The sequence below is a fragment of the Flavobacterium sp. Root901 genome (assembly GCF_001429765.1).
Classification (GTDB): domain Bacteria; phylum Bacteroidota; class Bacteroidia; order Flavobacteriales; family Flavobacteriaceae; genus Flavobacterium.
This window is the reverse complement of record NZ_LMJB01000006.1, coordinates 841,129-866,875: the sequence shown is the minus strand read 5'-3', so window position 1 is coordinate 866,875 and position 25,747 is coordinate 841,129. Positions and strand designations below refer to the sequence as shown.

General features: G+C 32.9%; 23 protein-coding genes. 6 read left to right on the top strand and 17 right to left on the bottom strand.

Annotation, left to right across the window (positions count from 1 at the left end; translation table 11 throughout):
• The first annotated feature begins 28 nt into the window (after nucleotides 1–28).
• The 4 genes from ASE21_RS13285 (at nucleotide 29) to ASE21_RS13270 (ending at nucleotide 2,675) form a co-directional block, all read left to right on the top strand.
• Entirely contained in the window at nucleotides 29–691 is a 663-nt protein-coding gene (locus ASE21_RS13285; protein ID WP_057123134.1) for an HAD family hydrolase, read from the top strand.
• Between the two features lie 71 nt (nucleotides 692–762).
• Nucleotides 763–1,605 carry a DUF2911 domain-containing protein gene (locus ASE21_RS13280; protein ID WP_057123133.1) on the top strand — a complete coding sequence of 281 codons (843 nt, stop codon included), beginning with the start codon at nucleotides 763–765 and terminating at the stop codon, nucleotides 1,603–1,605.
• Nucleotides 1,606–1,734: 129 nt separating this feature from the next.
• A complete protein-coding gene (locus ASE21_RS13275; protein WP_057123132.1) occupies nucleotides 1,735–2,262 on the top strand; it encodes a TetR/AcrR family transcriptional regulator in 528 nt (175 codons plus the stop codon).
• Nucleotides 2,262–2,675 carry a nuclear transport factor 2 family protein gene (locus tag ASE21_RS13270; RefSeq protein WP_057123131.1) on the top strand — a complete coding sequence of 138 codons (414 nt, stop codon included), beginning with the start codon at nucleotides 2,262–2,264 and terminating at the stop codon, nucleotides 2,673–2,675. Before ASE21_RS13275 ends, ASE21_RS13270 begins: the two co-directional genes overlap by 1 nt.
• Nucleotide 2,676: 1 nt before the next feature.
• On the opposite strand, the gene ASE21_RS13265 is transcribed toward ASE21_RS13270, so the two are convergent.
• The 12 genes from ASE21_RS13265 to ASE21_RS13210 all read right to left on the bottom strand — a co-directional run bounded on the left by ASE21_RS13265 (nucleotide 2,677) and on the right by ASE21_RS13210 (nucleotide 17,063).
• Entirely contained in the window at nucleotides 2,677–3,306 is a 630-nt protein-coding gene (locus ASE21_RS13265) for an MCP four helix bundle domain-containing protein (protein ID WP_057123130.1), read from the bottom strand.
• A gap of 140 nt (nucleotides 3,307–3,446) precedes the next feature.
• The gene (locus tag ASE21_RS13260) at nucleotides 3,447–5,171 is read right to left on the bottom strand and encodes a sodium:solute symporter (protein WP_057123129.1); all 1,725 of its coding nucleotides are present in this window, start codon (nucleotides 5,169–5,171) and stop codon (nucleotides 3,447–3,449) included.
• 122 nt (nucleotides 5,172–5,293) lie between these two features.
• Nucleotides 5,294–7,825: a PIG-L family deacetylase gene (locus ASE21_RS13255; RefSeq protein WP_057123128.1), complete on the bottom strand. Its 2,532-nt coding sequence runs from the start codon at nucleotides 7,823–7,825 to the stop codon at nucleotides 5,294–5,296.
• Nucleotides 7,826–8,010: 185 nt separating this feature from the next.
• Entirely contained in the window at nucleotides 8,011–9,636 is a 1,626-nt protein-coding gene (locus ASE21_RS13250; protein WP_057123127.1) for a hypothetical protein, read from the bottom strand.
• A gap of 205 nt (nucleotides 9,637–9,841) precedes the next feature.
• Nucleotides 9,842–10,360, bottom strand: coding sequence for a hypothetical protein (locus ASE21_RS13245; RefSeq protein ID WP_057123126.1), 519 nt, complete (start codon nucleotides 10,358–10,360; stop codon nucleotides 9,842–9,844).
• 191 nt (nucleotides 10,361–10,551) lie between these two features.
• Nucleotides 10,552–12,384 carry a hypothetical protein gene (locus ASE21_RS13240; RefSeq protein WP_057123125.1) on the bottom strand — a complete coding sequence of 611 codons (1,833 nt, stop codon included), beginning with the start codon at nucleotides 12,382–12,384 and terminating at the stop codon, nucleotides 10,552–10,554.
• Nucleotides 12,385–12,456: 72 nt separating this feature from the next.
• Entirely contained in the window at nucleotides 12,457–13,554 is a 1,098-nt protein-coding gene (locus tag ASE21_RS13235; protein ID WP_057123124.1) for an AI-2E family transporter, read from the bottom strand.
• 111 nt (nucleotides 13,555–13,665) lie between these two features.
• A complete protein-coding gene (locus ASE21_RS13230) occupies nucleotides 13,666–14,196 on the bottom strand; it encodes a mechanosensitive ion channel domain-containing protein (RefSeq protein WP_057123123.1) in 531 nt (176 codons plus the stop codon).
• A gap of 10 nt (nucleotides 14,197–14,206) precedes the next feature.
• Nucleotides 14,207–14,791: a Maf-like protein gene (locus tag ASE21_RS13225; protein ID WP_057123122.1), complete on the bottom strand. Its 585-nt coding sequence runs from the start codon at nucleotides 14,789–14,791 to the stop codon at nucleotides 14,207–14,209.
• Nucleotides 14,784–15,719, bottom strand: a complete 936-nt coding sequence (locus tag ASE21_RS13220; protein WP_082603474.1) for a geranylgeranylglycerol-phosphate geranylgeranyltransferase — start codon at nucleotides 15,717–15,719, stop codon at nucleotides 14,784–14,786. Before ASE21_RS13220 ends, ASE21_RS13225 begins: the two co-directional genes overlap by 8 nt.
• A gap of 71 nt (nucleotides 15,720–15,790) precedes the next feature.
• Entirely contained in the window at nucleotides 15,791–16,318 is a 528-nt protein-coding gene (locus tag ASE21_RS13215; protein WP_057123121.1) for a KdsC family phosphatase, read from the bottom strand.
• Nucleotides 16,302–17,063 (bottom strand): Rossmann-like and DUF2520 domain-containing protein, encoded by a 762-nt coding sequence (locus ASE21_RS13210; protein ID WP_057123120.1) that lies wholly within the window; start codon nucleotides 17,061–17,063, stop codon nucleotides 16,302–16,304. Before ASE21_RS13210 ends, ASE21_RS13215 begins: the two co-directional genes overlap by 17 nt.
• 279 nt (nucleotides 17,064–17,342) lie before the next feature.
• Between ASE21_RS13210 and ccsA the strand changes: the two genes are divergently transcribed.
• Nucleotides 17,343–20,543 carry a cytochrome c biogenesis protein CcsA gene (gene ccsA / locus ASE21_RS13200; RefSeq protein ID WP_057123118.1) on the top strand — a complete coding sequence of 1,067 codons (3,201 nt, stop codon included), beginning with the start codon at nucleotides 17,343–17,345 and terminating at the stop codon, nucleotides 20,541–20,543.
• Between the two features lie 257 nt (nucleotides 20,544–20,800).
• Here the strand turns inward: ccsA and ASE21_RS13195 are convergent, their stop codons facing one another.
• On the bottom strand, nucleotides 20,801–21,661 hold the full coding sequence (locus ASE21_RS13195; protein WP_057123117.1) for an alpha/beta fold hydrolase: 861 nt from the start codon (nucleotides 21,659–21,661) through the stop codon (nucleotides 20,801–20,803).
• A gap of 280 nt (nucleotides 21,662–21,941) precedes the next feature.
• On the opposite strand from ASE21_RS13195, the gene ASE21_RS13190 reads away from it, so the two are divergent.
• The gene (locus ASE21_RS13190; RefSeq protein WP_057123116.1) at nucleotides 21,942–22,940 is read left to right on the top strand and encodes a hypothetical protein; all 999 of its coding nucleotides are present in this window, start codon (nucleotides 21,942–21,944) and stop codon (nucleotides 22,938–22,940) included.
• Nucleotides 22,941–22,947: 7 nt separating this feature from the next.
• Here ASE21_RS13190 and ASE21_RS13185 read toward each other — a convergent pair whose 3' ends face one another.
• The 4 genes from ASE21_RS13185 to ASE21_RS13170 all read right to left on the bottom strand — a co-directional run bounded on the left by ASE21_RS13185 (nucleotide 22,948) and on the right by ASE21_RS13170 (nucleotide 25,475).
• Nucleotides 22,948–23,679 (bottom strand): DUF3667 domain-containing protein, encoded by a 732-nt coding sequence (locus ASE21_RS13185; RefSeq protein ID WP_057123115.1) that lies wholly within the window; start codon nucleotides 23,677–23,679, stop codon nucleotides 22,948–22,950.
• Between the two features lie 6 nt (nucleotides 23,680–23,685).
• On the bottom strand, nucleotides 23,686–24,069 hold the full coding sequence (locus ASE21_RS13180; RefSeq protein WP_057123114.1) for a DoxX family protein: 384 nt from the start codon (nucleotides 24,067–24,069) through the stop codon (nucleotides 23,686–23,688).
• Between the two features lie 87 nt (nucleotides 24,070–24,156).
• Nucleotides 24,157–24,945 (bottom strand): anti-sigma factor domain-containing protein, encoded by a 789-nt coding sequence (locus ASE21_RS13175; RefSeq protein WP_057123113.1) that lies wholly within the window; start codon nucleotides 24,943–24,945, stop codon nucleotides 24,157–24,159.
• Entirely contained in the window at nucleotides 24,945–25,475 is a 531-nt protein-coding gene (locus ASE21_RS13170; protein ID WP_057123112.1) for an RNA polymerase sigma factor, read from the bottom strand. Before ASE21_RS13170 ends, ASE21_RS13175 begins: the two co-directional genes overlap by 1 nt.
• Nucleotides 25,476–25,747 lie beyond the last annotated feature (272 nt).

Here is a 25,747-nt window from a genome sequence, read left to right as displayed (position 1 = left end):
CATCAGACCCTTAGCACCTCTAAAAAAAATGATTAAAACAGTAATTTTTGATATGGACGGCGTGATTGTCGATACAGAACCCGTTCATCGCTATGCTTATTACAAACAATTTTCAGAATTAAATATTGAAGTTCCGGAAGAAATGTATACCTCATTTACAGGATTTTCAACCCGAAATACTTTTCAGAGTTTAAAAGGCTTCTTTCCGGTCATTGAGCATGAAGTTGAAGACTTAATTCAGCGCAAGCGAACTATTTTTAATGATGCTTTTGATACCAAAGAAGATTTATATCTTTTAGAAGGTGTTGAAGATTTAATAAAAGATCTGCATGCCAGCGGATTCCAGTTAATTTTGGCATCATCGGCATCAAAAGTTACCATTGAACGTGTTTTTACCAGATTTAATCTGCATCAGTATTTTTCTCATATTGTGAGCGGGGAAGATTTTCCGCAGTCAAAACCCAATCCTGCGATTTTTATCCATGCAGCTTCTTTGTCAATCGCTCCAAAAGAACAATGCATTATTATTGAAGACAGCACAAATGGTGTAAAAGCCGCAAAAGCTGCCGGAATTTTTTGTGTAGGCTATAACAGCAATCATTCGCACCTGCAGGATCTGTCAGATGCCAATATAATTATCAATCATTTTAACGAGCTAAATGCCGAAAAAATATCACAGTTAAAGGACTGAATTATATTAAATTTAACATTTGTTAGATAATGGAATTTGTAAATTTGAATAAAACAAATTAAACTTAAATAATGAAAAAACTACTTATTGCATTAGCCATAATTCTGGCGCCTTTTGCTGTTGAAGCACAAGTTAGAACGCCGCAAGCGAGTCCAAAAGGATATATTAAACAAACCGTTGGTTTAACTGATGTTGAAGTTACGTATTCAAGACCGGGAGCCAGAGGCAGAGCTGTTTTTGGAAATTTAGTTCCGTTTGGTAAACTTTGGAGAACCGGAGCAAATGAAAACACAATAATTAATTTTAGCGACGATGTTATAATTGATGGCAAAACCTTGAAAAAAGGAAAATATGCAATATATACAATTCCAAAAATTGAAAGCTGGGAGGTTATCTTTTACCTTTCTACTGATAACTGGGGATTACCGGAAAACTGGAATGAATCATACGTTGTTTTGAGAACTACAGTAAAAGAAAATGCACTGCCAACTCCGGTTGAAACTTTTACAATTGGAATTAATGGTTTAGATCAAAACTTTGCCTATTTGGAAATGGCCTGGGAAAACTCTCATATTGCTTTAAAATTTGAGGTTCCAACTGCTAAAACTGCTATTGCAAGTATAGAAAAAACATTAGCCGGACCAACATGGAATGATTACTATGCTGCATCACAATATTTATTTTCTTCAAACGGAAATTTAGATACTGCAAAAACCTATGTTGATAAAGCTCTGGATATGAGCACAGAAAAGCCTTATTATGTATCAAGATTAAAATCATTAATTCAGGCAAAACAAGGTGATAAAAAAGGAGCAATTGAAACTGCAAAAGCTTCATTGGCCGCTGCCGAAGCTGCAAACAATCAGGATTATGTAAAGATGAATAAAGACAGTATCGCAGAGTGGAGCAGATAAGTTTTTTGAAATCTCAACTATAAATTAAAATCCGGAACTTATGAGTTTCGGTTTTTTTTTAAAACAATATAGACAGACTGGTCTGTATGTTAAAATAATTATTATATTTGCACAGTTAATTAAATAAAAATGCAGCCGAGAGAACGTATCTTAGAAAAGACATTTACTTTATTCCACAAACAAGGTTATAATGCTACGGGAATTAATCAGATTATTGAGGAATCGAAAGTAGCAAAAGCCAGCTTTTATCAGCATTTTAAATCAAAAGAAGATCTGTGTGCTGCCTTTTTAAATCAGCGGCATTCTTTTTGGTTTAATGAACTCCAAAAATTTATCATAAATCAGGAAGTACCAAAAGCTAAAATTTTAGCGTCTTTTGATTTTTTAATTTTCATGAATGAAAAAGAAAATTTTAGGGGCTGTAGTTTCCTGAATATTCTTTCAGAAATTCCATCAGATAATGTTAAAATCCTCAGCGTAATTCAAAGTCATAAAAGAGATTTACGTGATTTTTTTAAAGCTATTTTAAAAGACGAAATTGTATCAGATCATGTGTATTTACTATTTGAAAGCTCTATAATTGAAAGTCAGTTATTTAAATCGAACCAATTAATTGAACAATCAAAAAAAATAATTCAAACTTTAATTTTAAAATAATGGAACAGAAATTACCATTGCCGCCTTTTACTTTAGAAACTGCGATGCAGAAAATTCAATTGGCAGAAGATGCCTGGAACAGTCAGGATCCGGTGCGAGTTTCAAAAGCGTATACGATTGACAGTGAATGGAGAAACAGAGATAAATTTGTAAACGGACGTGATGAAATTGTTCTTTTTTTAACGGAGAAATGGAAGAAGGAGAAAAATTACAAATTAAAAAAAGAATACTGGGCGCATACTGAAAATAGAATTGCCGTACGTTTTGAATATGAATATCAGGATCTTAGCGGAAATTGGTTCAGGGCATATGGAAATGAAAACTGGGAATTTGATGCAAATGGTTTAATGCAGAAAAGATTTGCCAGTATAAATGATCTTCAAATTAAGGAAGAAGACAGAAAGCTAAAATAAATTAATTCATACTTGGCGATTCCGGAATTTTCACCTTACTCTTGATTTTTTTAACAATTAAAAGATAAAAAGTAATTCCGCCCAAAATGATAAGCAAAGCAATTTGAAGCTGCCCCAAACTATTGTTTTTAGTGTACATGGCATTTGCATTTGCCAATTTTGCTTTTCCTTCCTTAATCTGAATTTGAGATAAGGATTCTAAAGTTTTTAAGGCTTGCGCGCTGGAATAAGTAATTTTATTCCAGTTTTTATTTTCTGCATGTCGGTTGATTTCTTTACAAGAAGCTAAAAAGGCATCAAAATGTTGTTTTTCATTATTGGTCAAGACTGTTTTAGCGTACAAATCATCAATAGTGTGAATGATATTTAAAGTATGAATGATTTCATCTTTTTTAATATTATCACTTAAATTCATTTTTTCGGCTTCTGCTTTTATAAAATGAAGTTCTTTTGAATATTGAAAAATGTAATGCGCCACAACCAATCTGTCTTTATAAATCGCATTGATATTTTCGTTTACATTTTTAGAATTTTGAAGCGTATTGAAATTTCCAAGCAGAATGATCAGCATCACAATCAGCAATACAAAAGCAGCTTTGGTTTTGTTGCTGTATTTTTTATGATCTTTCATAATGCTCTCTTTTAAGAAGTACTTCTCAAAGATAGAGATTTGTTTAGATTTTATATCGTTTTCGATTTGAAAAGTAAACGTTTCAATATCAATAAAAGGATTAAAAATTTGTCATTTCCAGCGAGGATTATAAGATTAGATTATTCTAAAATTAATTCGTCGTCATTTGTTTTTCCCTTAAAAAACAATAACTGCAATAACAATGACAAAACAATAGTCAAAATAGCGCCAATAAAATTCAGCCATAGATAGCCTAATTTTTCCTGACTGTAAATCATAAAATAATAAATTACAAAAATCGTAAGCTGACTGATTATCGCACTGACAAACATTGGCTTTGCCTGAACTTTTTTAAGGTAAAATCCAACCAGGAAGATTCCTAAAACAGTGCCATAGAATATTGAACCAATAATGTTGACAAGCTGAATCAGGTTTTCAAACAAAGTACCTACACAGGCAAAAAGAATGGCTATAACTCCCCAAAATAAAGTAAAAAATTTAGTAGCGTACAGATAATGTTTCTCTGACTTTTCTGTTTTAAGATTTCGTTTATAAATATCAATTGCAGTTGTTGAAGCCAAAGCATTTAATCCAGAAGCGGTTGATGACATTGCTGCAGAAAGAATAACCGCAAGCAGTAACCCAATTAAACCTTTTGGGAGGTAATGCAGAATAAAATGAAAAAACACATAATCTTTATCGTTAGTTTCGCTATTACTGTCGGCTCTTGAAATAATATCTTTGGCACGATCACGTAAATCTTTTTCTTTATTGGATAAATTGACTAATTCCTTGCGCAGAATCGGATTGTCATAATCCTGATTTAACTGATCAATATATAATAAATTGATTACTTTTTTATCTTCAGAAAGTTTACTTAATCTTTTTTCTAAAGCATGATATTCTTCCTTATAGGCTGATTTTTCTATTACAATTTTATTATTCGGATTAAAATTTAACGGAACGGGATTAAATTGAAAAAACACAAAAACCATAACTCCTGTTAATAGAATAAAAAACTGCATTGGCACTTTTAAAAGGCCATTCATGATTAATCCCATTTGACTTTCCTTCACAGACTTTCCGGATAAGTACCTTCCAACCTGAGATTGATCTGTACCAAAATAGGCGAGGGCTAAGAAAAATCCGCCGGTAATTCCGCTCCAAAAAGTATATTTTTCCTCCGGATCAAAAGAAAAATCCACGATATTCATTTTATCATTTGCTCCGGCAATATGAAGGGCACTTGTAAAAGTCATATCATTTGGCAGATAATGTAAAATCAGGAAAAAGGTGATGAACATTCCGGACATAATCACAAACATTTGCTGTTTCTGCGTTACGTTTACCGCTTTTGTTCCTCCAGAAAAGGTATAAATGATTACCATAACTCCAATTATGATATTCATAATAGTTAAGTTCCAGCCTAATAATGCCGATAAAATAATAGCGGGAGCATAAATGGTTAATCCTGTTCCGAGACCTCTTTGAACCAAAAATAAAATAGCGGCCAGCGAACGTGTTTTTACATCAAATCGTTTTTCGAGAAATTCATAAGCTGTAAAAACCTTGTTTTTATGATAAAGCGGAATAAAAGTCACACAAATTACAATCATGGCAATTGGAAGTCCAAAGTAAAATTGAACAAAACCCATTCCGTCGTGATATGCCTGTCCCGGAGTTGATAAAAATGTGATGGCGCTGGCCTGCGTTGCCATTACAGAAAGTCCAACAGTGTACCAGGGTGTTTCGTTGTTTCCTAAAATGAAATCTTCAACGTTCTTGCTGCCTTTGGTTTTCCACGAACCATATCCAACAATGAATAAAAGTGTTACAATAAGTACGATCCAGTCAAATAGCTGCATAGGTTATGAATATAATTGCATGATTAAGAAAAAAATCAGAATATAAATTGCATTAGCAACCAAAACGTAGGTATAGCTTTTTTTCCATTTTTTTGTTTTTTTAGCTTCCATATTTTTTCGTTTTATTGCTTTATATCTTGTTTAGGAGCTTCAATAGGCTGTTTTAACGAGATAATATTCGATAATAATCTATAAGCTCCGGAAACACCTTCGGGCAGTTCCCTAAAAAAGCTCAGGCCTGTGTAAATGTAATATCCTTTTCCGTATGGAGCCACTAATAAAGCACCTTTCTTGGCAGATTCTCCTTTGTCGTGAGATGATATAACAGGAGTGAAGGCGGTATCATATTCGTCTGGATAATATAATCCCTGTTCTTGTGTCCAGCCTTCAAAATCTTTGGAAGTTATTTTATTTGGTGTATTTAAAACAGGATGATTTGGTGCTAAAAAGGTAATTTTTGCATTTTCTTCTGTTACACGATCATTTGATAATTTTAGCGGATAAGGCGCAATTTTATCGGTTACTAATTTTCCGTTTGTATTGTATTGTACAATCATGTTTTTGCCGCCTTTTACAAAATTGAATAAGATATTTTGTTTATTAGCCAAAGCATTTACTGTATTGTAAGCACGGATTCCGGTAATAACTGTTGAGAACGAATCTAATTTTTCGGGAGTGATTTCCTCTGGTTTTAAAATCGAAACTTTGTAGCCCATTTGCGTCAGGCTTTCAGGAACTTCGTCACCGGCACCCATAATATAAGCAATTGCGTCGCCTGAAGTTTTAAGGTCAATTCGGATACATTTTGATTCTGCCGGTTTTAAAACCATTTGTTTTGTAATGTGGTTAAAATCAATAATAGTTTCGTCTTTGTCAAAACGTTTATTATCTGCAATAACAACACTTTTTGCCACAACTTCTTCCGGATTTACAGGCGGAGTCACTTCAAAGTAAAAAACCTGTTCTGTTCCTTTTTTATCTAATGCAAATGGAATTTGTTTTGGAGAAACATTCCAGCTTTTAGGCAATTCTAATTGTAAATTTCCTTTAATGTCGTCTTTTCCGGCACGAACTTTTACCGGAACCATTTTGCTTTTGGTATCCCTAAAAACTAAAACTTTTTCTAAAATAGAAGTAGTAACTTCCGGAACAATATCAAGGAAATTATACATTTCGCCTTTTACACCATCATTGTATTTGTAAACGACAGTACGCTCAAACGGAATTTCGACACCGTTTACTTTTACATTAAAAATTACTTTTACTTCTCTGATAATATCCGGAATTCCAATATTTTCCTGATTTGAAACCGTATACATTCCAACAGTCGCTTTCTCTTTTAGCCAATAAGGCTGTGTGTATTCGATGTTTTTCGGAAGCTGTAACTGCAGATTGATTTTTTGATCGTTATTGTCTTTTAAAATATTGTTTTGTGCAGTTGTTTTATTATCAGGTAATGTTGTTACACTTGTTAATTGCATTTCGACATTACATCTGTTAATTGCTTCTAAACTTAAATTAATAGTACTTCCGGGAGTTGCTTCTTGTTCATTTGCAACCGCTTCAAGATATAAACCGGAACATGAAGCAATTATATTTTTTACTGCATTCAGTTTTAGATTTTTCCAATGATCATCTTCTAAAGCGGTAATCATAGTATACGCTTTTATCAAATCTGGAATACTTGCTGACGGATTGCTGAAATTGTATTTTTCGATAATACCTGAAATCAAATCTCCAATTGGTTTTCCGTTTTTTACGCGGTTCCAGCTTGTGTCAATTCCGTCAAATAAATTATCACGGTCGGTTGGCGTTTCACCATTGATAAGCTCTAGATACTCGGTTTCTAAACCACGGACACCTGTGCTGCCAAAACCTTGTGACTGGTGGCGGCTTCGGCTTAAAGCAGCGATTTCCTGATTCGATTTCCCAATTCCGGTATAATAAACTCCGGTTTCTAATTTTGTAAATTTGGATTTATTGGCAGCATTAAATTTTTCCTGACTACCGTAAAACCACCACGATGGGTTAAAAAACTGGCGTTTAACCTGCCATGGAGTAACATATTTTAACTGCTCAGGATAAATTTTAGGATCATTAGTTAATTTAAAACTTTCTACGCTCAGCATTGCAGATGAAGTATGATGTCCGTGTGTGGTACCCGGCGAGCGATGATCAAATCTGTTTATAATAATATCCGGCTGGAATTTTCTAATTGTCCAGACTACATCGGCCAGGACTTTATCTTTATCCCAAATTTGCAGTGTTTCATCCGGGTTTTTAGAAAAGCCAAAATCATTTGCTCTGGAAAAAAATTGTTCACCGCCATCAATTTTTCTGGCTTCGATTAATTCCTGAGTCCTAATCACGCCAAGTAATTCCCGAAGCTGGGGTCCAATTAAATTTTGGCCTCCATCTCCACGTGTTAATGATAAATAACCAGTTCTTGCATTCATTTCGTTTGCCAAATAAGAAATCATTCGGGTGTTTTCGTCATCAGGATGCGCCGCAACATATAATACAGAACCTAAAAAGTTTAATTTTTTGATTTGATTGTAAATTTCAACTGAATTTGGTTTTTGAGGCTGTTGTGCAAATGTGTTTTGAAAACCTATAAAAAATAGAAGAAGTATTTGAACCTGTATTTTTCGCATGGTGTGGTTAGATGTTTTTGATCGTCCCAAAAATACTAATTTAATCTTGGAAGAATATTTAAATGAAATGTTAATGCACAATAATTGTACCTTATTTTTAACAATAAAATAAAAAAGCTGCCAGAAATAAATCTGACAGCTCTTTAATATTTGGATTATGATAAGCGTTAAAGCTCTTATAATCTTTATTTTAATTTATTTTCAGTGTCTTTGTAAGTTCCTGTAATTGTTACATTACTTCCTTTAGTAACTTTACCATAAATTGTTATAATAGAATCATTGCCAATAAAATTAATTTTAGCACCGCTGTTTAATCTTAAATCTCCCCAAATTACAACCGAACCTTCAATATTTAATATTGCTTTATCGTTAATGATAAGTTCTGTTGCATTTGACTGCTGGTATTTACCCTGAGATAAACTTCCTCTCATGTTAAAAGTACCATTGCTGTTTAAAGTTAAGTTGCTTAAAACAGAGATAGCACCGCAATGTGTTAGTGCTGCTCCAGAATTTACAATTGCAGAATTTATAGAAGTAGCACCCTGATATGATTTAGTTTCATTTGAATTTAAAATTAAATCTTTGCCCTGATTGTATAATCCGTATGTTAAACAGCTTGCAAACGTGGTATTTGGTTTTTCCATTTTAATGATTTTCAAACCTCCTGTACCGCTGGCAACATAAATATAATTACCGCTAGATTTTACATAGTTTGAAGAACCTGCAATTCCTACTGAACCTAATGTAGTAAGCTGCGTTGTTCCGGATTGGTAAACATTAAGTCCTAAAGCACCATTTGCCAAAAATGCGTAACCGTCGTTTATAGAAACTGCATTGGTAACATTGTCTTCTCCGGCTGCTGCAATTGCAATAGTTTGTAATTTAGATCCGCTGTTGATGTCGTAAACGCCAAGACCGGCAGGACCTTCAGAAACCAAAAGTTTTGTTCCGTCAATATCCATTGTTCTTTTTGCACCGCTCACATCTGCAGATGTTGCAAAGCTTTTTTGCAAAGCAAGTGTAGACTGATTGTAAACATTTACTCCTTTAGTACCGCTTAAAGTGACTACTTTATCACTGGTTAAAGCAATTGAACGCAAATCTGCCATTGCTGTTTTTCCTGTAATTGCTTTTGTTGAAGCACTTATTTTGAACAAACTTCCATTATCTCCGGTAACGGCAAAATAATTAGAAGTGCTGGCCGCAACATCTGTTGTAACTCTGCTTTCTAAATAATTGGTAGTGAGTTTATCAGTAAGTAACCCTGAACTTAAAGGCATATTAAAAACTACTGCAGGATTAGTGCCCAGTAATGGATCTTTGTCTACATCTTTTGCAGCACCAATAATCAGGTTTCCGTTAGAGTAGGTAAGTGATGTAATATCTGTATTAGGAATTAATGCAGATGTAACTAATTTTGGTTTATAAGGATTTGTAACATCAATAACATCGATAGCTCCGGAATAAACATCTCCTCTTGTGATATAAGAAACGTAAGCATAATTTCCGTTAACGGTAACATGACTGGCCTGCAATGTTTTTCCGTTTGCATCTACAGGAGGTTTTACTTCAGCAATTTGGACTAAAGGAAAACTAGTCACGGTATTTTCTGAAGTTTTACCTGTTAAAGAACCATTTTCAACAGAAATTACTCCGGCATTTGTGTAATCAAGCCTTTGGTTTAAAGTGTTTTGATCTGAAATAATGGTAATGCCGTTTAGCGATTGGTTGTCGTTTTTATCGTCACTATTGTCGCATGATATTAATAGTGATACTGCTAAAAATGAAAATAAATAGATATTCTTTTTCATAATTGTGTTTTTTGGATTTTCAAATTCGCTGCAAATGTAGATTATAATTCTAATAAACAATACAATAAATAACTCAAAATCATCACGTTAGGTTATTTATATGAATAACGTATCGTTTTAACTTAAAGTTAGAAAAAAAATAATAAAAAAAAGAGAGTATCGATAATTTCGATACTCTCTTGCAATGAAAATCAGTTATTTAATATTATCTTCTTCCGTGACCTCTGTGATCATCATCGTGATCATGGTCATGTCTGTCGTGATGTTTATCGTGTTTATCATGTCTATCATAATGTCTGTGATCTCTGTGATCATCACGACGATCATTATAACCATAAACAGGTCGTGGTTTGTAAGGTCTTTGTGGTGCACCGTGGTATCCTCTGTAATATTTCACTCTGTGACGATCAAAATAAGTGTAAGGAGTTCTTCCGTGGTAATCTGTCAGAACTACTTTATAACCTCCGTATAAATCGTAGTTTCTGTATTGTCTTGGCAAATAAGTTGTTCTAACCCATCTTCCTCCTCCAAAATAGATGAACTGAGATGCACGTACATCATAATAAGCTTCAATATCTGGAAGATAGTAATATTCCATTTCAGAATATCCTGCAGGTCCCCAAGCTGGAGGTGTCCCTATATTAACGTTAATTGATACCTGAGCTTGTGTGGCATTTGCAATCAGGAGAAATAATCCGGCGATTGCTATTTTAATTGTTTTCATCTTTTCTAGACTTTTAATGTTAATCTTACTTAGGGATTTTCATATACCGTGCCAAAAATATAAAAACAATTGTATTTCGTCGGATAAAATATGCATTTAAACGATTGAATAATGAAGCGCATTTTGTAAAATATTGATTTTTAATATTTTGTTGAGATTAAATAATCGAAAAAAAAATAACAATATTTTTATCACCTGTAATCAACAATTCGTGGTTTTGCAAGTTCAAAACTTTGTAAACCATAATCAGTGGTTTCAAAAGTATTAGTTTTGAAGACATTATCTCCCTGAAACGGAATACTTGGATAATAGGATATTGATAACTGAAAAGAACTGAAAACTAAGTAGTCGTTACTAATCAGTAAGCCCAAAGTAATTTTTGAATACGGTTTACTGTCAAACATCGCATTTTTGGGGTTTCCTAAAAATGCAATAGAATAATTAAAAAACGGATTTAAACGAAATCCCCAAAGTGCATAAGGCGAATAAGTTTGGGTTTGCAGTGACAAAAGACTTTTGCTTGTTCCGTACCATGCAGTGTTAAATCCGGCCAATCCATTTCTTTCATTTATATTGAGCTGATCTCCAATTATATCTTGTCTGTTTGCACCAATAACCACTCTTGGGTTTACAAATTGACGGAGTTTCCAGTTTCCAATTTTATAGAGTTTTGTGAAATAATTCGATTCAAATAAATAAGCAGTCTGATATGTTTTTGATTCATGGAAATAAGTTCCGGCCTCAAAATTCATACTCAGAAAACCAAACCGGTAATAATTTCCAAAAGAAAACTGTGCGCCCGCATACGGCCTCCAGATTTGATTTTTATATTGATATCCAAACGTAATTCCGTAAATACGGCCCACGGGAACGTCTTCTGTCTGGCCGTTTCTAAAAATGTAATTATCTTTGATAAATTTACGCCTGTTTAATCCAACGCCCATAAGGAGCAGTTTTTCGTCAGAATAAAAATCAGTCGGATCATATAATGAATCAGGAGATTCGCTGTAATTAACATTTAGAAATCTTGCCGCTGTAATTAAATTGGTAATTGCTTCCTCTGTATCTTCATATACTTTGGTTGCTTTACCCACCCAGAGATCCTGAAAATTATTTTTAAAAGGCTGAAAAGCATATGTCTGATCCGGTGCCTGAAGCGTATCCCGCCTAAAATTCTGACCGACAAAAACTCCTCCGGCCCATTTGGTCAAAGGGGAGTAGAAATCTCTTTCAACATCAATACTTTTAGTATAATTATTATCTAAATCCATATTGTAATGAAGAACAGTCGAGATGTACGTATTTTTAATATTAGGAACTGTATACGTTATATCGTTACCATTTGCCCCGTCATCAAAACGATTGGTAAAACGATATTCTAATTGCTGGCCTGAGCCAAAAAAATCTTTTTCTTTAAATCCAACTGAAACCCTGCTGCCTGATATTGAAAATCTCGGAATAGTACTCCACGAATCTAAAACCCTAATCGTTACGTCAACAGAATCTGATGCAGGACTTACCAGCTCATTCGAAATTCGGACCGCAGTAACATAACGCTGCGCACGAATCAAACGCTCAGATTCCTGAACTTTATAAGGGTCATACGGCGTATTTCTTCTAAATAAAAGCAAATTTAAGATGGCTATTCTTTTGGTCTTTAAATGCAGCCTGTTTCCTGTTCGTTCTCCCCAGTTTTTGGGCGCCACAGTTGTATCTGTTATAGAATATCCAAACGGATCTAAGGTTACGATATTGATCCTTCTGATAATTTTTCCTTCAAATCTCTGGCTGTCGCTTGGTTCAATAATCTGATCTTTCTTTTTAGGTTTTTTTGATCTGAAAAGAAGCTTATGAAGTGTTTGGGTAAATTTATTTTTTTTGGAATAATTTTTAATCTTGGTATAGATTTCCGTACTATCTTTTTTGGGCTGATTTTCTTTCTTTGATTTATCTGTCTGAGCGAAAATGCTTTGAAAACAAAAGCATAAGGAAATAAAAATAATTATTTTTTTATTTAGTAACATTCAGATAAGTTTAAACTTTAAAGTAGATTTTTCTATGAATTTAAGATAGATAAGACAATTTTATCAAAAAGATTATTCCGTTTTTGCTCTTCGGACTCTCCAGGTAAATTTTCTGGGAACATGATTTCCCATTAAGTATCCCCACGGCTCTAAGGAGTCGATTCTGTCAAAAATAATTTTTAAAATGGCTAAAAGCGGAATAGCCAAAAACATTCCGGCAATTCCTGCCGCCGCGCCTCCTACAATAATTCCCATAATGGAAACAAATGCATTGATTTCTACTTTTGAATTAATAATTAAAGGTACAAGAAGGTTATTGTCAATTAACTGAACGATTACATTTACAATTAAAATTCCTGATATAACAGAGATTTCTCCGGAACCTGTAAGCGAAGCCAAAACTGTAATAATCCCGGCGATTAAAATTCCGATGTACGGAACAAGATTTAAAATTCCTGTTATTAGTCCTAACAGGATAAAATATTTAATTCCTATAATCCAAAGTCCTAAACTTGTTAAAACAGAAACTACAATCATTTCTATTATTAAACTCACAATATAATTGTTGATTGAGACTTTTATCTGCGAAAGAATATCTTTTAAAACAGCGTGATTTTCTTTACTAATTAATTTGGCTAAAAACAGTTTGAAATGTTCTTTGTAAATTAAGAATAGAAACGTATAAATAACAATAATAGTACTATCTAAAAGTAAATCACTGATTGATATTATTGCCGAACCTAAAGTTGCATTTCCGTTTTTTACAGAATCTTTTGTAACCGTATCAAGATATTTTTTTTGTTCTCCAATGCTTACATGGAAATTCTCCCTGACAAACTTGTGAATTTCAATTAAAAACGTATTGGCATTTTTCTTTATAGTATCAAAATCGTTGGCCATATTTGTAACCTGATAGGAAATAAATATTAGTATTCCCGCAATTACAGAAAGGAAAATAGCCACGCAGATAATTGCCGCTAAATGTCTTGGGAACTTAAATTTTGTATTTAAAAATGTAAAAATGGGCAACAGTAAGACAGCAAATAAAAATGCTAATAAAACCGGCGTTAGTATGTCTTTAGTAATGCAAAAAATATAAGCAAAAGAAATTAAGCTAACTAATATACAAGCAAGCTTTGCATAAAACGGCAGTTTTAAAGGTTGAGTCATTTTGATGAAATTTAAATAGAATATATAATTGGTTAAGCAAATATTATAATATAATTAAATTATAACGTTCCAGCTTTTCTTATATACTTTATAAAATTCCCATTCAAAAAATTAGTCAAAAAATTCTTTCTCTTCGTATTGTGTTGGTATAATGGAAATTCCCTTTTGAAGAAGGAGATTATTGGGGAAAATTATCTTTTCGCCTTCCTTTGTCCGCAGGCTTACATGAAAGGTGTTAATGTCTTCAATCTCGGCCTCAATTGGAAAATCTTTATCATGAATTTTTATGGTATCTCCAATTCTGAAAGGAAACGAAAAGAACAAAATCATTCCGGAAGTTATGTTACTCAAAATAGACCATTGAGCAAACATTGCCACACCAATAACCGTTGCAATCGAAGAAACAGTAATGAATATATCTTTAGTATCAACACCCCAGATTACAATTAAACTTATTGTGATTAAAATGTTCATCAGGATATTAATATATTTAATTACCAAATTGGTACGATGCTCTAATAAGTGACTTGTAGCGGCAAAACGACGAATTAATCTGGCCACAATCATTCTTAAAGCAACTAAAACAATAAGAAGTATTAAGGTTGCAAATATTTCCTGAGTATATCCTTTAAAAGAAAACATAAATAAATTTTTAAACTAAAGTACTCAAATATTCATAAACTTTGGCTGTAGGAAGTCCCATAACATTGGTATAAGAGCCTTCTACTTTTGTAACTGCCATAAAACCAAACCATTCCTGAATACCGTAAGCACCGGCTTTATCGTAAGGCTTGTAGTTTTCGATATAATATAAAATACTTTCGTCTGATAAATCTTTGAAAGTGACTTTCGTAATATCGTGCAAAAGGGTAGAAGCAGAATTGGTCTGAAAACAAACTGATGTGATTACTTCATGAGTTGTATTTGACATTGATTTAATCATTTCAAAAGCTTCTTCGGCACTTTTAGGTTTGCCTAAAGCTTTTTTTTGATGCCATACAATCGTATCGCTTGTTACTAATATTTCATTTTCTTTTAATTCATCCTTAAAAGCATCTGCCTTTAATTGTGCCAGAAAATCGGTTATTTCGACTGCCTTTAGTTCTGGAGGATAAATTTCTTTAACATCTTTTAAACGGATTTCAAAATCAAGATCTAAATCCTTAAAAAACTGCTGTCTGCGAGGTGATCCCGATGCCAGGATTATTTTATATTTTTTGAGTTTTTCTTTAAGCATTGTTTTGAAGGTATTGATGGTTTAAACTGATTACTAAAATGGATAAAATTCCGAAGAACAAAATCAATTTTAAAACCGTACTTAAATGATGAAAATCTTTCTTCGTTTTGGCACTAAATATCTTCACAATAAAATACAATAAAGGCGCTAAAACAAAAACGAATGTATAAAATGTCACGATTAAAAGATTATTTTCAAAAAAGTATTTATTAATATAAAGCAGCGAAACAATAAATGGGATTACCGCAAGTCCCAATGCAATTTTTGTTGCTCTGCTTTTTCCAATAGCAATGGGTAAGGTGTTCATCCCCTGATTGTAATCGCCATCCATATCTTCAATATCTTTAACTATTTCGCGTACAAAATTGATCATAAAAGCAAATAATGCGTAATCTGTCAGAATAGAAAAAAAACTTGCCATTTGTGCTTTGTTTTCTATAGTTGTTGCCGGAAAAATATCAAAAACTCCAATTATCAAAACACTTACTGCCAGTAAAGCTGCAACAACAAAATTGCCTACTATCATGATAGATTTTAAAGTTGTCGCATAAAAATAGAGGACAGAAGCAATTAATATAAAAAGAGAAGCAAATGTAGGCCTTAAAATAATATTAGATAAAACAAATCCGAGCGCAACCCCGGCCACATTTAGTGCAATGTAAATATTAAATGCAGCGTTTTCTGAAATTCCTCTTCCCACTACAACATCCTGTGGTTTATTAATAGTGTCTGTTGCAACATCATAAATATTATTAATAACATAACCTGCAGCGGCCAATAAAACAGTGCTTAAAACTAAAAGTGCATATTGCCAGTCTGCCAATGCTAAAGGAATATTTTGCTGCTTTAAAAAAGCATAACGAAATAAAACCTGCATAAAAGCAAGCATAAGTAAATTTTTATATCGAATTAGTTTTAGGTATTTCATTCTTTTCTAAGTTACTAAGGTTCTGAGTTGCTAAGATTCTAATTTTTTAATTATCAATTAATATCTAATCATTAATCATGTTTTCCATTAAAATATTCCATCCATTTTCCCTGCACTTTCATTACCTGTTCAATAACATCGCGTGCAGCACCTCTTCCGCCTTTTACGTGCGAAATATAACGGCAGATATTTTTAATTTCGGGAACAGCGTCTTGCGGACTGGCAGGCAGTCCCACTAATTTCATTACATGATAATCCGGAATATCGTCTCCCATATATAAAACCTGTTCTGGTTTTATGTTGTTGGCAGTTATATATTCTTCAAATGTTTTAACCTTATCAGGGGTTCCTAAATGAATATCGGTAATGCCTAAATTACGAAGTCTTACGCGAACGCCTTCGTTGCTTCCGCCAGAAATAATGCAGACATGATAACCGCTTTCTACCGCCGCTTTCATAGCGTAACCGTCACGAATATTCATTGTACGAAGAATTTCGCCTTCTGTGGTTACAAAAACGGAACTGTCTGTAAGTACGCCATCAACATCAAAAATAAATGTTGTAATGTCGTTCATCATTTCTTTATAACTTTTTGCCATTCTGCTGTATCGATTGTGTTAGTATTTTATAAATATTTTTTTGATTTTCGTTTGTGATAAAATCCAGATGTGCGCCGGTAGTCAGGGAATCATGGCGTTTAGCCGGACCTGTCTGGGCATCTGACGGATTTAATGTTTGTATTTTTTCTGCGGTTTCCTGAATTAAAGGTTTTAATACCTCAAATGGTACATGATGTTCTTCGCAGATTTCCTGACCAATTTGATATAAATGATTGGTAAAGTTATTTACAAAAACAGCCGCAACATGCAAAGCTTTTCTCTGCTCAGAACTGATTGCAAATACTGCGTTTGAAATGCTTTTTGCTGTTTCTTCCAAAATTTTATAATCATCCTGGTTTTCAGTTTCTAAACAAACAGGAATTATAGAAAAATCAACTGCTTTATTTTTTGAAAAAGTTTGCAGCGGATAAAAAACACCTTTTCTGTTTTTAGAATCTAAAACATCAATTGAAGTTGTGCCGGAAGTGTGCACAACCAATCGATTATCAAAAGGCAATTGGCTTGAAACTTCGGCTATTGCATTGTCTGAAACCGAAATAATATATAAATCTGCTTCTTTCAAAACTGAAAAATCGGTTACAATTTTTTCAGGTTCAAGAAGAGAAGTCAAAGCTTCTTTTTTTCTCGAAAAAGCCTGCACAATTTCGACAAGTGAACTTGCAGAAAATGCTTTTATTAAATGCTGCGCGACGTTTCCGGAACCAATTATCGTAATTCGAATCATAATCGCAAAATTAACATTATTTTTTCTAAAGAAAATATCGAAGGAGAAAGTTTGACTATAGATTATAGTGATGCAACTGATTTATACGGATTTATGTTATTTAATTATCAAAAACAATAAAGATTTCAGAATCAAAAATAAAATAATCCGTTTAATTTGTGCAATCTGCAGCCCATTATGTAATCCTTTTATTTGGTTTTTATTAACAAATAACATTTACCTCAAATCAACATTTTTAAGTATTTTTGTGCCACTTTTATACAATGTAATTCCTTAAAAATGGATAAAAAAATATTCTCTTTTTTGTTTTCTACACGATTAATGGCCGTTCTTTTTTTAGCATTCGCAATTGCAATGGGTGCTGGAACTTTTATCGAAAGTAAATACAATACTGATACCGCCAGAATTTTAATTTATAATACCTGGTGGTTTGAGGCAATAATGTTTATTTTCATGATTAACTTCTTCGGAAACATTAAACGTTACCAATTGCTTAAAAAAGAAAAATGGGCTACATTTTTACTTCATATTGCTTTTGTTTTTATCATTTTAGGAGCTTTTATTACACGTTATATTAGTTATGAAGGAATGATGCCAATTCGCGAAGGAAAGGCAGAAAACCAGATTTATTCAGACAAAACATTCCTGACTGTTTTTGTTGATGGTGAATATAAAGGAGAAATGAAACGCAGGGTTTTCGAAAAAAGTCTTTTGCTTTCTCCGGTAACCAATAATGATTTTTCCATTTCAGGTAAATTTGACGAAACTCCGTTTGAAGTTTCTTATTCAAAATACATAATGGGAGCTAAGGAAGTGGTTAAACCAGATCCGAACGGAACTTTATATCTTAAGTTGGTAGAAGCAGGGGCTGGGGGCCGTGAAGAACATTTCCTGAAAGAAGGTGAAGTACAAAACATTCACAATGTATTATTTGCATTGAATAAACCAACGGAAGGTGCAATCAATATTAATACTACTGGCGAAAAATATACGATTCAGACTCCATTTGAGGGAGAATTTATGCGAATGGCAGATCAGTTAAAAGGAAAAGTTACAAAAGACAACGTTCAGCCTTTAATGATGCGTTCCTTATATAGTATTGGAGATATCAGAATCGTTTTTCCTGATCCCGCAATGAAAGGAAAAGTAGATTATGAATCCAGTAATGATTTTAAAGCAAAATCGCATACAGATGCTTTAGTAGTAAAAGTAAAAGCAGAAGGACAGGAAAAAGAAGTAATGGTTATGGGCTCTAAAGGAAGTGTTGGAGAACCAAAAACCGTGAAAATCGGCAATATAGAATATTCTGTTTTCTACGGAAGTAAAGCTTATATTTTGCCATTTAAAGTAAGACTGAACGACTTTATTGCAACAAAATATCCTGGAACAGAAAAAAGCTACTCTGCTTTTGAAAGCAAGGTTACCGTTCAGGATTCTGCAGAAACTTTTGATGCTGATATTTACATGAATCACGTTTTAGATCATAAAGGATACCGCTTCTTCCAATCTTCATTTGATCCGGATGAAAAAGGAACTGTTTTGTCTGTAAATCATGATTTTTGGGGAACTTCAATAACTTATTTAGGATATTTTATGTTGTTCTTTGGTTTAATGGCGATTATGTTTACGAAACATTCCCGTTTTGCCGATTTAAAACGCAAACTTGAAGGTGTCAAAAAGAAAAAAGAAAAGCTAATCACGATTTTGGTATTAATGATTGGTGTGAGTGGATTTGCACAGCAGAATCCGCATGTACATTCACACGATCACGATCACTCGGCAGATCCAAATGATCATGCCAATCACGTAACAGCTCCGCCAAGTAAAAAGCAATTAGATTCGTTATTGACAATTTATAAAGCTCCTGAAGCACACGCGGCAAAATTTGGACGTTTGATTATTCAGGATGCCGGAGGCCGAATGAAACCTATTAATACGTTTTCATCTGAGTTACTTCGAAAAGTAAGTCATGCCGACACGTATAACGGAATGAATTCTGATCAGGTATTTTTATCTATGACGCAGTACGCTCAGGTTTGGATCCAGATTCCGCTTATTTATATTAAATCAGGAAACGACAGTATTCGTAAAATTATTGGTATTGATAAAGAGGCCAAATTTGCTCCTTTTGTTAATTTCTTTGATGAAAACGGAAACTACAAACTTTCTCCATATCTGGATGCCGCTTACAAAGCCGGAAATCCAAATCAGTTTGAGAAAGATTTTATTGAAACAGATAAAAAGGTAAACTTAATGGAATCTGCTTTAAGCGGAAGTATCCTGAAAATTTTCCCTATTCCAAATGATCCTAATCATAAATGGGTTTCTTATCTGGAACGTGACAGTAATGGTTTTAAAGGAATGGATTCTACGTATGTAAAACAAATTCTGCCATTATATTTTAGTGCTTTAAATAACGGTTCTATTTCTAAAAACTGGGACACAGCAGATCAGTTGGTCGAAAGTATAAATGGTTTCCAAAAGAAATTTGGAGATAAAGTACGTCCAAGCGAACAAAAAATCGATGCTGAAATTGCTTATAATAAATACGATGTTTTTAAAGTATTGCCATATTGGTACATTACAGCTTCCATTTTAATGCTGATTTTTACGATTGTAAATATCTTTTTTGAAAAGAGATGGCTTCGTATCACAGTAAATGGTTTTCATATAATTGTAGGCCTTTTATTTGCACTTCATACATTAGGATTAATAGCGCGCTGGTACATTTCCGGGCACGCACCTTGGAGTAATGCTTACGAATCCATTGTGTATGTGGCCTGGGCAACAATGTTTTTTGGTCTGGCTTTCGACAGAAAATCAAAACTTACAGTGGCTTCGTCAGCCTTTGTTACGGCAATGATTTTAATGGCGGCTTACATGAACTGGATCGATCCGGAAATTGCAAATTTACAGCCTGTTCTTAATTCTTATTGGCTGATGATTCACGTTGCAGTAATTGTGGCAAGTTATGGACCTTTTGCTTTGGGAATGATTTTAGGATTTGTAGCCTTGATTTTGATTTTCTTTACCAATGAAAAAAACAAGGCTAAAATGAGCTTAAACGTAAAAGAGATTACGTACATCAACGAAATGGCTCTTACAATTGGTTTAATTATGCTTACAATTGGTAACTTCCTTGGAGGACAATGGGCAAACGAAAGCTGGGGTCGTTACTGGGGATGGGATCCAAAAGAAACCTGGGCATTAATTTCGATTATGGTTTATGCATTTGTAATTCATGCTCGTTTTGTGCCGGCTTTACGCGGAAAATGGTTCTTTAATTTAATGAGTATGTTTGCGTTTATTTCGATTTTGTTTACGTATTATGGAGTAAACTTTCATTTAGTTGGGCTCCATTCTTATGCAACCGGAGAAGCGCATTCCTTAAACTGGATTTATTACAGTCTGATAACCATTGCTGCAATTGGCGGAATAACTTATCCGAGTTATCGAAAATATTATAAAAGCAAAAAATAATTTTTAGATTAAATTAAAGAAGGGTTCAGCTTAATTGTTGAACCCTTCTTTATTTATGTGCTGTTTGCCTATCTTCTGGAGCTTCATAGCAATTAAACATTCCATAATCTTGCTGTTTATAAGATAATTTTGTTCGTGATTTTTTAGCGGAATAACTTCGAAAATTACAGCAATATCGTTTTATTTATTTTTGAAAGTATTTTGGCTGTCTTTTAAAAAGTTTAATGTTTCATTGTATAATTCATTCCTGCTTTTTTCTAAATGCATAACATGTGTTCCTTTTTCAATAACAATATATTTTTTGAAGCTGCATTTTCGAGGGAAATAAATAAATTTTCAGCATCATTATTATTTGGATATTGATCACATTCACCTCTTATAATCAATGTTTTTGCTGTAATTTTTTTCGGATCGTAATAAGTTTTGTTATGCAGTAAATCTTCAATATCAACTGAAGGACCGGATGGAAATCGAACGGCAGGATTTTTTGAATCTGCAATTAAAGGATCGCTTTTTTTCCAGATTTCTCCCCAGTTTTCAAATATTTCCGGTTCTAACTGACATTCTTTTCCTTGAGGTGTTAGGCTTATCATTGCATTAATACGCTGTATCGGAGTCATTTCTTCAAATGATCTGTTGATTTTTTCAGATTCAGAATTCTCATTTAGGACTGTAATTGCGGCAAACAAAATCAATTTTTCTACTTTATCCTGCAATTTAGAAGCAGACAAAGCAGCGACAGAACCGCCCCAAGAATGACCAATTAAATAAATCTTATTTTTTCCGGTTTCTTTTAGAATAAAATTTATTGCTTTTTCAACATCCAAAGAAACTTCTGCCGCTCGTCCAACAATTTTATCAGAAGGCTTTTTCATTTCCGGATATCTGTCAGAATTTCCATAACCAAGAAAATCAAGCGCATATACATCATATCCGTTTTCTGATAGATTTTTCATCCACGAAGTATTACTCATTTCAAATCCAAAAGAAAGTGAGGAAGGAAAAGACGAACCATGAAGAAAAAGCACGGGATAATCGCCGGAAATAACCTTTGGAGCTATATGATTAATGGCAATTTTAAGTTTAGGAATGTGGCTTTTGATTTTCAGGATTTCCATAGAAATTGTTGTTTTAGAATTTTAAATTGCAGTTTCTGTCTGAGCATTCATAATAGAAGTTAAAGTGAAAAACAACTTTAGAATTATTACTTTTTTCATTTGTATTTTTTTACAAAATTAAAATAGTGCCACTTTTAATACTTAAATGAAAACTTAACTATGCTTGCAAAATAGTATTAAGGCAAATATTTGATTTGAAATGAATTAAAAAGGCTAAAAAATAAGTTTTTTCTTATTATTTAGCCCTAAATTTGCTATTTTGAATTCAAATTAAATGTAAATGAATACTGAGAAACCTATTTTAGTAATTGTTATGCCAAATAAATACTTTGACTTTTATAAAAATGAAGTAGAAAAAATCTGGCCTTCATATTCTATCTACTTTCTGTTGAACTATTCAGGACGCGGCGTTGTATATGGATTTGATTATCCTCTGGACACAGATTCTTTGACATTTCCCTATATTAAAGAGCTTTCATGGAAAAAATGTAATGAAGATAGTGGATACGTATGGCATCTTGAAAACAAAGAAATTTTTAAAACTGATTATACTAATGCAAATATTCTTAAAGCAGCAGAAAAAATAGTTTTTATGTCTGCTGATTTGTGTATATCAGAAGCGATTACTTTTCAGGTACTTGTAGAACAAAACCTTGGAAAAAATATAAAAAAGTCCTATACATTATATATTGCTGAGTCTTTTGAAAGGGAAAAAGTGCTGTTTTCTTTAAGAAATCCAATAACAAATAATGATCCTATTTTTCAGGAAAGACTTAAAATGGATACCGCTAAACGTTATTTTGAATATAATTTTAATTTTAACTCTTGTGTTATATTCAAACCTGTTTTGCAAAAAGCAGGAGTTTTAAATGAAGATTTTGTCTTCACTAAATTTCTTTTGCCATTTTTCTATGCATTAAAAGATAAATCTGATTTTAGTTTGCATGAGATATACAATATGGTATATTATTGGAAAGGTTCAGGTTTGTACCCTGAATCCTCGAGTCCGTATGCTGGCAATATTATAGAAAAACTGAGCAAAGCAGGATTATTGAAAGATAATGGGAAAGGTTCAGAAGATAACGCACATTACGACTTTACTGATAAAGCCAGAAACTTAATTAAACTGATCCATCAGGATTGCGGCGATATTGATTTGCCTTGTAAACTATTACAATGGCAGAAGAGCTGGCCGGAATCAAAAAAAGAAATGGAAGAATATATAATCGCTTTTTTTAGAAAACAGATGGAGTTTATACCATTAAAATTGCAATCTTAGTTTGTAATTATAATTTTCCGGTCGCTTTAAAAAATATAAATACGATTATAATAAAGAAGATTAAAAAAATCAGATGACTTAAAATCGATAATACTATTGTTTTGATTCTGGAAATTCTATCAAAAAACTGAATGTTTGTCCAGAAAATCAAAAGGATATCAATTGCATACAAAATCTTAACGATTACAGTAATTGCAGGTGTTCCGTTAAAATAATACAAAAGCGGAAACGTAATAATATGTACAGACAATCTTTGGGCAGCTTTAAATGTGTTTAAAACAAAATACTCCACGAAATTATAATCCTGCTTTTTAAAACAAATATAGGTTCCAAGTGTATAAACTGGTATTGTAGCAATTGTAATCCATGAAAAGTGTGTAGATGTCCATTCGTTAAATTCATAATAATCAATTCCGGTTCCATCGTTATTATAAGGATATAAATCAATATGAAAGTAATGATACATAAAACCATATAATGTTGCCAGGACAACAACAAGTGAAAGCGGTTTAAAATGTCTGACGCGTTTTCCTTCAATAAATTCCCGAATCGAATGACCGGGCCTTGTTAAAAGCTGCCCGACAGAGTATAAAATCCCTTTGTCAAAATGCAATAATCCATGCTGAATATCGTGCCATAAAAAATGTACATTGATTTTATTCGTTTCGGTACTTTGCCCGCAATTGCTGCAGTAATTTCCAGTATAAATCTGCCGGCAGTTTTTACAGGTTATCTCCATAATAAATTATTTAGAATTCAACTTAAAACCATTCGGGTACATTATTGCCAATAAAACACAAATCAATAAAAAGTTATACTCAACGCCGTTTCTACCGCCGCCAACAACAAACCATCCTTCCTGAAAGTGAACCAAAATGATTCCCATTACCAAAATAAAAATAGTTATAAAACCTGCGGGCTTTACGTATTTATTGGCCAGTAACAACAAAGCGGCGACAACGTGGGATAATTTAATAGACCAGGCCAAAAAAATACCAAAAGGAGCAAAGCCAATTTGATTTAAATACAAATTTCCAAAATCATTTATGCCGTTATTAAACATTCCAAAAACAGAATGAGTAAGTAAAATTACTGCGACAGCAATTCTTAAAAGTACAATTCCTTTCATAGTTTTGATAATTTTGTCTGATGAAATAAAAAAAGCGCATATTAAAAGTAATTAATATGCGCTTAATATTTATAAATAGGTTTGTTTTTAAACTTTTCCTAAAGTATATAATTGTTCCATTGTTGGCGTTGGGCTTCCGCCGGCCGGCTCTAAAGTAATTCCAAATGCTTCAGCTGAATCTGTTTGACTTACAGCAAAGATTTTTTGTTTATTGCCTTCAAAGTTATCCAGCAAACCAATACTTGTTGGTGTAAGTACCGGACTTAATTTTAAAGACCAAACCTGATAAACCTTTCCTTTTGGAGGAGCTGGCAGACCTGCAGCATCTATATAAGTAGTTTTTGTCTGCTGGTTCCAGTAAACTTTTGCAAAAGATGTTGGAGAAACAGCCTGACCACCAAGTGTTACACCTGTATTTTTTATATCTCTAACGATACTTAAATTTTTCTCAGTTTGTTTTTTCTGCTGATCTAAGAAAGCGTATTCTCTCTCGATTTTGTTTTTCTCAGTTCCAACTGAAGAAATTGCTTCTTTTGTTTTTGTTAATTCTAATGTCTGGTATCCAAAGCCGAGCAATAATAAAACAGCTGCAGCCCAGCCCACATACTGTGTCCAGTTTGAGGTTGGTTTCAAATCAACTACTTTACCATGTTTAAGTTCTAAACGGGCTTTAATTTTTTCGAAATTTTCAACAGAATGAAAAGGAGAGAAGCTTGATGACAAAGCGACTATAGCTTTCTCAATTGCAATAATTTCCTCATCGACATTCTTATTGTTTTTTGCCAGATCGGCAATTTCCAGATTTTCCTTTTCTGTTAATAAACCATAAACATAAAGTTCTAGAATTCCTGATTCAATATATTCTTGTGCTTCCATTATATTTTTAGATAATTTCTTAAATCGTTAATACAGTTTCTGTTTTGTGTTTTGATAGTTCCCAGCGGCAGTGCCAATTCATCTGAAGCTTCTTGCTGGGTATATCCTTTAAAAAATAGCAAATCAATAATTTCAATACATTTAGGTTTTAGTTTTTTAACAAACTCCTGAATTCCAATTGTATCAATTCGATTAATCAATTTATTGCTATCATCTAACAGATTTACGAAATTATCTGAAGAAAGGTTTTTTTGGCTGTTATTAAAATTTTTGGATCTCAGCTTGTCAATCGATGTATTCCTTGCTATATTAAGGATCCAGGTGTAAAATCGACCTTTACTTTCGTTATAAGAATCAATGTTTTTCCAGATTTTTACAAAAACTTCCTGCAAAACGTCTTCTGCTTCTTCACGATTTTTGATTAAAACATTTATAACTGCAAACAAACTTTTAGAGTACATATCGTACAAATGGGTAAAAGCTCTTTCGTCTTTTTTGTAAATTAAAACTAACAATTCTTCTTGACTCATAGATTCGGATTTAAGCTTGAACAAAAATTAAGTATTACTATTTTTTATTATCTGAGATAAAGATAATTTATTTTTTTGTGAAAAATGCTATTTTTTTTTGTAGTCCAAACCTTAGAAAAATAAAGGCTTCAGAGAAAATTTAGAAAAAAAGTGCAATTTTTTTTACTTTTTTTAAATCCAAAAATAAACCCATATCGTATATAACATTATAAATGAAAAATGAAAGTAAGAAGCTTTTCAAAATTAATAAGCTGAAGTTCTTAAAGTTGAAA

Coding starts and splice junctions, on each gene's coding strand:
- ASE21_RS13285 (WP_057123134.1), top strand. CDS start 29: ATGATTAAAACAGTAATTTTTGATATGGACGGCGTGATTGTCGATACA.
- ASE21_RS13280 (WP_057123133.1), top strand. CDS start 763: ATGAAAAAACTACTTATTGCATTAGCCATAATTCTGGCGCCTTTTGCT.
- ASE21_RS13275 (WP_057123132.1), top strand. CDS start 1,735: ATGCAGCCGAGAGAACGTATCTTAGAAAAGACATTTACTTTATTCCAC.
- ASE21_RS13270 (WP_057123131.1), top strand. CDS start 2,262: ATGGAACAGAAATTACCATTGCCGCCTTTTACTTTAGAAACTGCGATG.
- ASE21_RS13265 (WP_057123130.1), bottom strand. CDS start 3,306: ATGAAAGATCATAAAAAATACAGCAACAAAACCAAAGCTGCTTTTGTA.
- ASE21_RS13260 (WP_057123129.1), bottom strand. CDS start 5,171: ATGCAGCTATTTGACTGGATCGTACTTATTGTAACACTTTTATTCATT.
- ASE21_RS13255 (WP_057123128.1), bottom strand. CDS start 7,825: ATGCGAAAAATACAGGTTCAAATACTTCTTCTATTTTTTATAGGTTTT.
- ASE21_RS13250 (WP_057123127.1), bottom strand. CDS start 9,636: ATGAAAAAGAATATCTATTTATTTTCATTTTTAGCAGTATCACTATTA.
- ASE21_RS13245 (WP_057123126.1), bottom strand. CDS start 10,360: ATGAAAACAATTAAAATAGCAATCGCCGGATTATTTCTCCTGATTGCA.
- ASE21_RS13240 (WP_057123125.1), bottom strand. CDS start 12,384: ATGTTACTAAATAAAAAAATAATTATTTTTATTTCCTTATGCTTTTGT.
- ASE21_RS13235 (WP_057123124.1), bottom strand. CDS start 13,554: ATGACTCAACCTTTAAAACTGCCGTTTTATGCAAAGCTTGCTTGTATA.
- ASE21_RS13230 (WP_057123123.1), bottom strand. CDS start 14,196: ATGTTTTCTTTTAAAGGATATACTCAGGAAATATTTGCAACCTTAATA.
- ASE21_RS13225 (WP_057123122.1), bottom strand. CDS start 14,791: ATGCTTAAAGAAAAACTCAAAAAATATAAAATAATCCTGGCATCGGGA.
- ASE21_RS13220 (WP_082603474.1), bottom strand. CDS start 15,719: ATGAAATACCTAAAACTAATTCGATATAAAAATTTACTTATGCTTGCT.
- ASE21_RS13215 (WP_057123121.1), bottom strand. CDS start 16,318: ATGGCAAAAAGTTATAAAGAAATGATGAACGACATTACAACATTTATT.
- ASE21_RS13210 (WP_057123120.1), bottom strand. CDS start 17,063: ATGATTCGAATTACGATAATTGGTTCCGGAAACGTCGCGCAGCATTTA.
- ccsA (WP_057123118.1), top strand. CDS start 17,343: ATGGATAAAAAAATATTCTCTTTTTTGTTTTCTACACGATTAATGGCC.
- ASE21_RS13195 (WP_057123117.1), bottom strand. CDS start 21,661: ATGGAAATCCTGAAAATCAAAAGCCACATTCCTAAACTTAAAATTGCC.
- ASE21_RS13190 (WP_057123116.1), top strand. CDS start 21,942: ATGAATACTGAGAAACCTATTTTAGTAATTGTTATGCCAAATAAATAC.
- ASE21_RS13185 (WP_057123115.1), bottom strand. CDS start 23,679: ATGGAGATAACCTGTAAAAACTGCCGGCAGATTTATACTGGAAATTAC.
- ASE21_RS13180 (WP_057123114.1), bottom strand. CDS start 24,069: ATGAAAGGAATTGTACTTTTAAGAATTGCTGTCGCAGTAATTTTACTT.
- ASE21_RS13175 (WP_057123113.1), bottom strand. CDS start 24,945: ATGGAAGCACAAGAATATATTGAATCAGGAATTCTAGAACTTTATGTT.
- ASE21_RS13170 (WP_057123112.1), bottom strand. CDS start 25,475: ATGAGTCAAGAAGAATTGTTAGTTTTAATTTACAAAAAAGACGAAAGA.